At 66.2% G+C, this 9,387-nt stretch carries 11 protein-coding genes and 1 pseudogene; 10 read left to right on the forward strand and 2 right to left on the reverse strand.

The annotated features are described in order from the left end of the window. Positions 1 to 398, forward strand: a pseudogene (locus IVB47_RS18765) (hypothetical protein); the annotation flags it as partial. Then, positions 395 to 1,327, forward strand: coding sequence for a 4-hydroxybenzoate octaprenyltransferase (gene ubiA / locus IVB47_RS18770; protein ID WP_247357934.1), 933 nt, complete (start codon positions 395 to 397; stop codon positions 1,325 to 1,327). The pseudogene IVB47_RS18765 and the gene ubiA, both read left to right, overlap by 4 nt. Here the strand turns inward: ubiA and IVB47_RS18775 are convergent. Then, entirely contained in the window at positions 1,324 to 1,842 is a 519-nt protein-coding gene (locus IVB47_RS18775) for a DUF6101 family protein (RefSeq protein ID WP_247463080.1), read from the reverse strand. The two genes, ubiA and IVB47_RS18775, sit on opposite strands and share 4 nt — an antisense overlap. Before the next feature lie 264 nt (positions 1,843 to 2,106). Here IVB47_RS18775 and IVB47_RS18780 point away from each other — a divergent pair, with 264 nt between their 5' ends. From IVB47_RS18780 to lpxK, 6 genes are read left to right on the forward strand one after another with little or no spacing between them, the layout of a single operon-like run. Beyond that, positions 2,107 to 3,510 (forward strand): TldD/PmbA family protein, encoded by a 1,404-nt coding sequence (locus IVB47_RS18780; protein ID WP_027565429.1) that lies wholly within the window; start codon positions 2,107 to 2,109, stop codon positions 3,508 to 3,510. Continuing rightward, entirely contained in the window at positions 3,497 to 4,315 is an 819-nt protein-coding gene (locus IVB47_RS18785) for a 3'(2'),5'-bisphosphate nucleotidase CysQ (RefSeq protein ID WP_247463083.1), read from the forward strand. The genes IVB47_RS18780 and IVB47_RS18785 overlap by 14 nt, the downstream gene beginning before the upstream one ends. A 60-nt stretch (positions 4,316 to 4,375) precedes the next feature. Continuing rightward, on the forward strand, positions 4,376 to 4,618 hold the full coding sequence (locus tag IVB47_RS18790; RefSeq protein WP_007596929.1) for a DUF4170 domain-containing protein: 243 nt from the start codon (positions 4,376 to 4,378) through the stop codon (positions 4,616 to 4,618). Next, positions 4,615 to 5,328, forward strand: coding sequence for a lysophospholipid acyltransferase family protein (locus IVB47_RS18795; RefSeq protein ID WP_027565427.1), 714 nt, complete (start codon positions 4,615 to 4,617; stop codon positions 5,326 to 5,328). The genes IVB47_RS18790 and IVB47_RS18795 overlap by 4 nt, the downstream gene beginning before the upstream one ends. After that, positions 5,291 to 6,637 carry a 3-deoxy-D-manno-octulosonic acid transferase gene (locus tag IVB47_RS18800; RefSeq protein ID WP_247463085.1) on the forward strand — a complete coding sequence of 449 codons (1,347 nt, stop codon included), beginning with the start codon at positions 5,291 to 5,293 and terminating at the stop codon, positions 6,635 to 6,637. Before IVB47_RS18795 ends, IVB47_RS18800 begins: the two co-directional genes overlap by 38 nt. Further along, entirely contained in the window at positions 6,630 to 7,646 is a 1,017-nt protein-coding gene (lpxK, locus tag IVB47_RS18805; RefSeq protein ID WP_247463087.1) for a tetraacyldisaccharide 4'-kinase, read from the forward strand. The genes IVB47_RS18800 and lpxK overlap by 8 nt, the downstream gene beginning before the upstream one ends. 109 nt (positions 7,647 to 7,755) lie before the next feature. Here the strand turns inward: lpxK and IVB47_RS18810 are convergent, their stop codons facing one another. After that, positions 7,756 to 7,983 (reverse strand): DUF2093 domain-containing protein, encoded by a 228-nt coding sequence (locus tag IVB47_RS18810; protein ID WP_007596922.1) that lies wholly within the window; start codon positions 7,981 to 7,983, stop codon positions 7,756 to 7,758. 175 nt (positions 7,984 to 8,158) lie between these two features. Here IVB47_RS18810 and IVB47_RS18815 point away from each other — a divergent pair, with 175 nt between their 5' ends. Both IVB47_RS18815 and IVB47_RS18820 read left to right on the forward strand, forming a co-directional pair. Next, entirely contained in the window at positions 8,159 to 8,983 is an 825-nt protein-coding gene (locus IVB47_RS18815; RefSeq protein WP_247463090.1) for a dienelactone hydrolase family protein, read from the forward strand. A 180-nt stretch (positions 8,984 to 9,163) separates the two neighbouring features. Further along, positions 9,164 to 9,349 carry a hypothetical protein gene (locus IVB47_RS18820; RefSeq protein ID WP_197031108.1) on the forward strand — a complete coding sequence of 62 codons (186 nt, stop codon included), beginning with the start codon at positions 9,164 to 9,166 and terminating at the stop codon, positions 9,347 to 9,349. Positions 9,350 to 9,387: the final 38 nt, after the last annotated feature.

Genomic DNA, 9,387 nt, shown 5'->3' on the forward strand with positions numbered 1-9,387 from the left:
GCATGAAGGCCTTCATGCCTCTGCGCGAGGATGCCGAAAAGCGCGGCAAGCTGATCAAGGCCGCGAGCGACCGTCACGCCCCGCCTGACGAGGCCTGCAAGCTGATCCGCAACTTCAGCCAGGCCGAGACCAAGATGATCAAGTACATCGAGGCCAACGCCTCGAAGTGCGGGATTCCGGCGCAGGTCGGCGCACAGATGAAGGACGGCCACAAGAACACCGAGGCCATGGCGGCGAAGGTCTGCAATGTTGCGCAGCAGATGCAGAACCAGCCGCGCGGTCCGGCCGGTCCGTCGCTGAGCGAAGTGCTGGGTTCGGCCTCGGCGCCCGAGGCCAATGCGGGCAAGAAGGGCGGCAGCACCTTCGACACACTCAACGGCAACGTCCTGACCCGATGAGCGACACATCCGCCCGCGTTGCCGATTCCACCGGCAACTGGGTCGATACGCGCGCACCGCAATGGGCGCGGCCTTATTTGCGCTTGTCCCGCTTCGATCGTCCGATCGGCTCCTGGCTCCTGTTGATGCCGTGCTGGTGGTCGGCGGCGCTCGCCGCCGGCATGGCGCATGACGTCCGCGGCCTGCCGCTCACCATCGTCCTGTTCTTCATCGGCGCCTTCGTGATGCGAGGGGCAGGCTGTACCTGGAACGACATCACCGACCGTGACCTCGACGACAAGGTCGAGCGCACCCGCTCGCGGCCACTGCCGTCGGGCCAGGTGAGCGCGAAGCAGGCGCTGGCCTTCATGGTCGCGCAGGCGCTGATCGGGCTCGTGGTGTTGCTGCAGTTCAACCGCTTCGCGATCCTGACCGGCATCGCCTCATTGCTGATCGTCGCGATCTACCCGTTCATGAAGCGCATCACCTGGTGGCCGCAGATCGTGCTCGGGCTCGCGTTCTCCTGGGGCGCCCTGATGGGATTTGCCGTCACCTTCGGGCGCATCGACGTCACCGCGCTCGTGCTCTATGCCGGCGCGATTTCCTGGGTGATCGGCTATGACACGATCTATGCGCATCAGGACGCCGAGGACGATGCGCTGATCGGCATCAAGTCCACCGCGCGCCTGTTCGGTGCGCATACGCACCAGGCGCTGATCCTGTTCTACGGCCTCGCGGTGCTGCTGATCGGCGTGGCGCTGGCGTCGGGCGATGCGCGCTGGCCGGCCTGGCTCGGTCTTGGAGCCTTCGCCGTGCATCTGGCCTCGCAGATCGCGCGGCTGAATATCAGCGACGGCGAACTCTGCAAGCGCCTGTTCTATTCGAACCGCGATGCGGGGCTGTTGTTGTTTGCGGGGTTATTGGCCGACGCGGTGATGCGGGCGGCTTAACTCCGCGCGATGATCTCGCGCTCATCGCGATGCACCGACAATTCCCGTGCGACACCGGTGCGGCGGCGCATCAGAAATTTTGGACGGCGGTCGCAGATCGCGTTGGCGCGGCGGCGGCGTGGCGCGGGTTTGCGTGCGCCTTCGTCGAGCTGCGGAAGCGCAAACAGCTCGCTCCAGATCGCCCAGGCCTCAACGAGTTCGTCGCCATCGGCGCTGACCAGCAGCGGAATGGAGAGCGAGGGATCGCGATGCACCAGGACGAGGGTCTGGGCTTCGTCGTTACCGCGCAGCGCGACGCCGATGAAGTCGCTGACGCGGACGTTGATCGCCATCTGCATGCCGCGGACGGCACGGCGCAGCACGACACGTTCGCGATGAAGCTCGATCTGCCGGACACAACCGTCGGCGCGCGGATCATGCGCATCGAAGCGGACCGGAAGGGAAAGGGGGTCGAGCCGCAGGGAGCGGCTCGACCCGGCGGGAGCGATCCCGCTTGTTGCTGTTTGACGCCTCACGGCTTTAGTTCTCCCCGCCGGGATTATGTTCCCGGTCGATGCGAGGACCTTAGCGCGAGCCTTTCCGAAACCGCTTAAAAAGGCTGGTTAATCCAACCTCACCGCCGCTCATGATTGACAAGACCTTGGCACGCATGATTGACGAGACGTTGCGCGCAAGCTGCGAATCTGAGCTTTTGGTGGGCTGAAAATGCTTGAAGTCCGCGCGATCAGGGCACATCTGTGGGTTCCGGTCCCGCAGCCCGCCCCAACAGGATTTCGTTTGTGAACCCTTCACCAAGCTCGACGCTTTCGCCCAAGGATTCGTCCACAGCCGGTCGCGACCTGTTCGATCAGTCTGCGCTCTCCGATCTCGCGCAGCGGCTGGTGGAGGCTGCCCGGCGCGCCGGCGCGGATGCGGCCGATGCGGTCGCCGTGCGCGGCGTCTCGCAAGGCGTCGAGGTCCGCGACGGCCGGGTCGAGGAATCTGAACGTTCCGAGGGTGACGATGTCGGCTTGCGCGTGCTGGTCGGCCGGCGCCAGGCGGTGGTCTCGACCAACGACGCCAGCGGCGATGCCGTGACCAAGCTTGCCGAGCGAGCGGTTGCGATGGCGCGTGTTGCACCCGACGACAAATATGTCGGCCTTGCCGATCCCGCACTGCTCGCGCGCGACTTCCCCGATCTCGATCTGCTCGACCCCGACGTGCCCGCGACCTCGGAACTCGAGCGCCGCGCGCTCGAAGCCGAGGCTGCGGCGCTCGGTGTGAAGGGCGTGACCAAATCCGGCGGCGCCTCGGCCTCCGCCGGCATGGGCGGCATGGTGCTCGTCACCAGCACCGGCTTCCACGGCTCTTATCTACGGTCCAGCCAGGGCATCTCCGCCACCGCCATTGTCGGCGACGGCACCGGCATGGAGCGCGACTACGATTTCACCTCGGCGCCGCATGGTGCCGATCTGCTGTCGCCGGAGATCGTCGGCCGTTCCGCGGGCGAGCGCACCGTGGCCCGCGCCAATCCGCGCAAGGTCGAGACCTGCAAGGTGCCTGTGGTGTTCGATCCGCGCGTCGCGGGCTCGCTGGTCGGTCATGTCGTCGGCGCCATCAATGGCGCTTCGATCGCGCGCAAGACCAGCTTCCTGAAGGACAAGCTCGGCCAGCAGCTGTTCGCCAAGAACATCCGCATCATCGACGATCCCCTGCGCAAACGCGGCCTGCGCTCGCAGACGTTCGACGCCGAAGGCGTTGCCGTGAAGAAGATCGCGCTGATCGACGAAGGCGTGCTGACGACGTGGCTGCTCGATTGCGCCACCGCGCGTGAGCTCGGTCTCACCACCACCGGCCACGCCCATCGCGGCGTCTCCTCCTCGCCGTCGCCGGGGCCGTATAATCTACACCTTGAACCCGGCACGCCGACGCCGGCCGAGCTGATCTCCGACATCAAGCAGGGTTTCTACGTCACCGATTTGATCGGCTCGGGCGTCAACGGCGTCACCGGCGATTACAGTCGCGGCGCCTCCGGCTTCTGGATCGAGAACGGCGAGCTCACTTATCCCGTGAGCGAGGTGACGATCGCCGGCCATCTGTTCGAGATATTCAAGTCGATGCAGCCGGCGAACAATCTCGAGTTCCGCTACGGCGTCAATGCGCCGACGGTGCGCATCGAGGGTTTGACGCTTGGCGGACGTTGACGCGAACGCAACAGGCGAAGCCATCCTGACGCGCGACGCGGCGCTGCTGCAAGACACGGTGCGGGAGGCGGGCGCACTCGCGCGGTCGATGTTCCGCACCGAGCTGAAGAAGTGGACCAAGGGCGCGTCCTCGCCGGTCTCGGAAGCCGACATTGCCGTCAACGATCTCCTGGAAGCTCGCCTGCGCGCGGCGACGCCCGACTATGGCTGGCTGTCGGAGGAGAGCGCCGACGACGAGGTGCGGCTGTCGCGGCGACTGACCTGGATCGTCGATCCCATCGACGGCACCCGCAACTACCTCAACGGCCATGACGAATGGTGCGTCAGCGTCGCGCTGGTCGAGGATGCCTCGCCGGTGCTGGCCGCGGTGTTCGCGCCGACGAGCGATGAGTTCTTCTTCGCCGCCCGCGGCCAGGGCACGACCCTCAATGACGTGCCGGTGCGGGCGACGGCGGGATCCGAGCTCGACTTCTCGCGGGTCGCGGGTCCGAAGCCCCTTGTCGAGCGCCTGAAGCCGTCACTGGGCGAGATCAAGCTGCATCCGCGAATCGGTTCGCTCGCGCTGCGGCTGTGCCGGGTCTCCCACGGCGCGCTGGATGCGGCTTTCGCGGGCGGCAACAGTCATGATTGGGACCTTGCGGCGGCGGATTTGATCGTGCAGGAAGCCGATGGTAGGATGAGCGATCTCTCCGGAGATCCCATCCTCTATAACCGCCGGCAAGTCACGCATGGGGTGCTGGTGGCAGCGGGTCGCGATCGTCATGCGAACATTGTCTCGCATTTTCGAAACCGCCCCTTGCCGTGAAGCGCTTTCTCGTGCTTGTCGAACACTGCTTTGCCGGGCAGCCCGTTAGGAACAGAACCGATGCCAGATAGTGCCCCGCAACAACTGCTCCACCTCGTCGTCGGCGGCGAGCTCGTCGATCTCGAGCACAACACCTTCAAGAACCTCGACGACGTCGAGATCGTCGGCCTCTATCCGAACTATGCGACCGCCCACGCCGCCTGGCGCGCCAAGGCGCAGAGCACGGTCGACAACGCGCAGATGCGCTATTTCATCGTCCATCTCCACCGGCTGCTCGACCCGAATCAAGAACCGGCGCGTTGAAAAAGCTGCTTCGCAATACGCTGAGGAGCAGCTTCGTCCAGCGTGCCGTCGGAATCCTGGCGGCCGAATATCTGCGTCTGGTCTGGCGGACGAACAAGTTCACGTTCGATCCGCCCGACGTCTATGACCGCGTCGAACCGCAGATCCCGGCGATCTTCGCGTTTTGGCACGGCCAGCATTTCCTCACCCCCTTCATCAAGAACAAGGACTGGTACAAGGCCAGGGTCCTGATCTCCCGTCACCGCGACGGCGAGTTCAACGCGATTGCCGCCGAGCGGCTCGGCATCGGCACCATCCGCGGGTCCGGCGACCATGGCGGCGCGTTTCACCGCAAAGGCGGGGTCGGTGCCTTCAAGGAAATGGTGCGGACGCTCCAGGACGGTTGTAATGTCGCGCTGACCGCCGACGTCCCCAAGCGCTCGCGCGTGGCCGGGCTCGGCATCATCATGCTGGCACGGGAATCGGGGCGGCCGATCATGCCTTTTGCGATGGCGACCAGCCGCTTCGTCCGGCTCCAGAACTGGGACCGCACCACCATCAACCTGCCGTTCGGGCGGGGCGCGTTGGTCGGCATCAAGGAAATCCACGTTCCGCCGGATGCGAACGCCGCCACCATGGAAGCGCTGCGGCTCGAGCTGGAGGAGACCTTGAACGAGGCGACCCGCCGCGCCTATGCGCAACTCGGCCGGCCGGGACCTGCAGATGCCTAAATCGCTGCCCGGCTCGCTGCCGTTGACGCTGCGGATGTACCGGCGCCTGGCGCGCGGCCTGGTGCCGCTCGCGCCTGTGCTGATCAAGCGGCGCCTGAAGCAGGGCAAGGAAGATCCCGCGCGCGTCGGCGAACGGCGGGGCCTGTCCCGGGACGTGCGGCCGCACGGTCCGCTGGTCTGGATTCACGGCGCCAGCGTCGGCGAGGTCCTCGCCGCGGCGGCCCTGATCGAGCGCTTGCGCGATCTGAACCTGCGCATTCTGCTCACCTCGGGCACCGTCACGTCGGCTGCCATTGTGGCAAAGCGCTTTCCGCCCGACGTCATCCATCAATACGTGCCGTATGATTCCCCGCGTTATGTCGCGCGCTTCCTCGATCATTGGAAGCCGTCGCTGGCGCTGTTCATCGAATCCGATCTCTGGCCGAACCTGATCCTGGCCGGCGCCGCGCGCCGCGTGCCGATGGTGCTGATCAACGGGCGGATGTCGCCGCGCTCGTTCCCGCGCTGGCGCCGCATGCAAGGCACCATCTCGGCGCTGTTGTCGCGGTTCGACATTTGTCTGGCGCAGTCGAAGACCGATGCCGAGCGCTTCTCGGCGCTCGGCGGCCGCGACGTCGTCACCACGGGCAATCTCAAGCTCGACGTTCCCGCGCCGCCGGCCGATCCGGCCAAGCTCGAACGGCTGATGGCGATGACGCGCGGGCGTCCGATCATCGTCGCGGCCTCGACCCATCCGGGCGAGGAGGAGATGCTGGTGGCGGCGCATCGCAGCCTCGCCGGTTTCTTCCCGCAGCTCCTGACCGTGATCGTGCCGCGCCATCCGGATCGCGGCTCCTCGATCACGGGCCTGATCACGGCGTCCGGCCTGAAGCCGGCCCTGCGCTCGCGCGACGAGCTGCCGACGGCGGCCACCGACGTTTATATCGCCGACACCATGGGCGAGCTCGGCCTGTTCTATCGCCTCTCGGACATCGTGTTCATGGGCGGATCGCTGATCCACCATGGCGGCCAGAATCCGATCGAAGCGATCAAGCTCGGCGCGGCCATCGTCCATGGTCCGCACGTCTTCAATTTTGCCGATGTCTACGAGGCGCTCGATCACAGCGGCGGCGCGCGCCAGGCCGACACCCAGGAGCTGCTGATCAAGCAACTCGGCCAGCTGCTCGCCGATCCCGCCCTGCGCCAGAAGATCCAGCAGTCGGGCGCCGGCGTGGTCGAGGATCTCGGCGGCGCACTCAACCGCACCATGACCGCGCTCGAGCCTTATCTTCTGCAGCTGCGGATCGAGATGGGGGCCGCCAATGCGTGAGCCGGCCTTCTGGTACCGGCCACGTTCGCTCGAATCCTACGCATTGGGGCCGCTGGGTGCGCTCTACGGCGCGATCACCGAACGGCGGATGCTGCGCGAGGGCGTAGACGCCGGCATCCCCGTGATCTGCGTCGGCAACTATCATGTCGGCGGCGCCGGCAAGACGCCGACCGTGCTGGCGCTGACGAAGCTCCTGCGCGAGCTCGGCGAGACGCCGGTGGTGCTCAGTCGCGGCTATGGCGGCAGCCTCAAGGGTCCGGTAATGGTCGACCGGATGCGTCACACCGCGTCCGACATCGGCGACGAGCCGCTGATGATGGCGCGCGACGTTCCTGTCACGGTCGCACGCGACCGCCTCGACGGCGTCGTGCTGGCGAAGTCGCAAAGCGCCACCGTGATCCTGATGGACGACGGTTTCCAGAACCCGCGTCTTCTCAAGGACACCTCGCTGATCGTGATCGACAGCGAACGCGGCCTCGGCAACGGCAAGGTGTTTCCGGCCGGTCCCCTGCGTGCGCCGCTGAAGGCGCAGCTCGCGCGCACCGACGCGCTGGTCCTGATCGGCGGTGGCCGTGCCGCCGATGATGTCGCGGCCGAGCTTGCCAGGCGCAACAAGCCGGTGCTGCGCGCGCGGCTGAAACCCGACGCCGGATCGATCGCAAGACTGCTGGGCAAGCCGGTGTTCGCGTTCGCCGGCATTGGCGATCCCGAACGGTTTTTTCGCACGTTGCGCGCCAGCGGCATCGAGGTCGCGGCTACGCGGGCCTTCGCCGATCATCACATGTTTTCGAACGACGAGATCGCGGCCCTCGCTGCGGAGGCGCAGCGCGAGCAGCAAACACTGGTGACGACGGAAAAGGATCTCGCCCGTCTGCACGGCCGCGAAGGCGTGCCGGATGGCATCGTGCCGTTCGCCGTCCAGCTCGAGTTCGACGACCCGGCTGCGCTCCGGCAATTGATCAGCGATCATCTCTACAAGGCGCGCGAGCGGCGCTTTTCACGGCGCTGAAACCCACTGTCGTCCTGTCAGGGCGACGAGGACATTCAGGCGCCATTCATCGCAAGCTCCTATCTTTTCAGACGATCAGGAGAATTCGATGAAGTTGCTGCTTGCCGCCTCACGCCTGCGGCTTGGGCGCGCCCGGGTAATGCCGCTCGAGCACGGCGGCCGGCGTGGCGTAGGCTTCCTGCAGGTCCACGCTCCAGTATTTCAACTCGTCGAGCGGGATGCGCGTATCGGTGATCGCGCAGCGCACGAAGGTCCCCGGCGAGATCACGCGGAAATCGCCGTCGAGATACTGCACCTGGGCTTCGCCATGGCCCGAGGGGCCGAACTTGTTCAGCACGGTCGAAAGTCTCCGTGGAAGGCCGCTCCGGGATCACCTTGGAGGGCACGATGTGTTGGACGGGATGTAGCATAGATAGGGTGGCTTGTCCGCCCGGTAAACCCACCGGTTTGTGATGTTTTGGCGCCGTTTCCGCGTGATAGTGCTTGAGCGAAGGATCCAACGGCAAAGTTCGATGCGCCTTCCGTTCACCGCCCTGTTCCTGACGTTGCTGATGTCGGCCGCGCAAGCGTCGCCGGCGCCGCAGCCGGTCGAGATACCGCTGGCGTCCGGCGTGCTGCATGCGCAGCTCTACAAGCCCGAGGGTGCGGGGCCGTTTCCGACCGTGATCGCGCTGCACGGCTGCGGTGGGCTCGGTGGCCATTCCGATTCCGTCCTGCCGCGTTATCGCGAATGGGCCGAGCGGCTGCTCAAGTCTGGCAACGCCGTCCTGCTTCCTGACAGCTACGGCTCGCGCGAGCTCGGGCCGCAATGCCGCGTCAAGGACATCCACGTCAAGGCGCGGCGCGAACGTGTCACCGACATCGCGGCGTCGCGTGCCTGGCTGATGAAGCAGAGTTGGGTTGCGCGCGACCGCGTCAGCCTGATGGGATGGGCGAATGGCGCCAGCGCGCTGCTCTGGGCCGTGCGTCCGCAAAACCTTGCGCGCGAGGCGGGCCCGGATTTCCGCGCCGCGATCGCGTTCTATCCGGACTGCAGGATTTCCGCAGGCCTTGGCTGGAGCACGCGGGTGCCGACGCTGGTGCTGATCGGCGCCAATGACGACGTCTCGTCGCCGCCGTCCTGTCGCCAGATGGTCGAGGGTGCGCATGGCCGCAGCGCGCTCGCGCGCATCGTGGTCTATCCCGGCGCCTATCACGATTTCGACCGCGCCAACACGCCGCTGCATGCGCTCGCCGGCAGCCTTGATGCCGCCGCACCCGAGCACGGCCATCTCGGCACCGATGCGCAGGCGCGCGCGGAGTCGCAGAAGGAAGTCGCGGAGTGGCTGGCGCGGTAGGCTTGGGATGAGGGCTCGCCGCGCCGTAGCTCGTGAGAGCGAAGGCGGGGCCGCCCCTTGGGAACAACAGCGGACAGCCCCGCATCGACCACCGCCCTGCACGGAGAATGGCCGACCGTGAATCTACGGTTGGCGCGCCGTGATGGTTTCAGCCCGCGACGACGCCATCATTCGACCACGATGTCGATTAAACGCAATCCCATGCGCAACCGCTTCGTCCTGTTCTCCTCCGCCCTGATCGTCTTCACCGTCGCGGTCTTCCTGTTCGAAGCCCATCTGTTCGAAGCCCATGCCGGCGCGCCAATGCGTGCGCCGGAACATTGCGGCTTCTGGACCACGATCGACGCGGGCTTGTCCTGCCGGTAGGCGGACTGCTGCCACACCGTCATTGCGAGCGCAGCGAA

It is taken from the genome of Bradyrhizobium sp. 62 (genome assembly GCF_023073035.1).
In the GTDB taxonomy this organism is placed as follows: Bacteria; Pseudomonadota; Alphaproteobacteria; order Rhizobiales; family Xanthobacteraceae; genus Bradyrhizobium.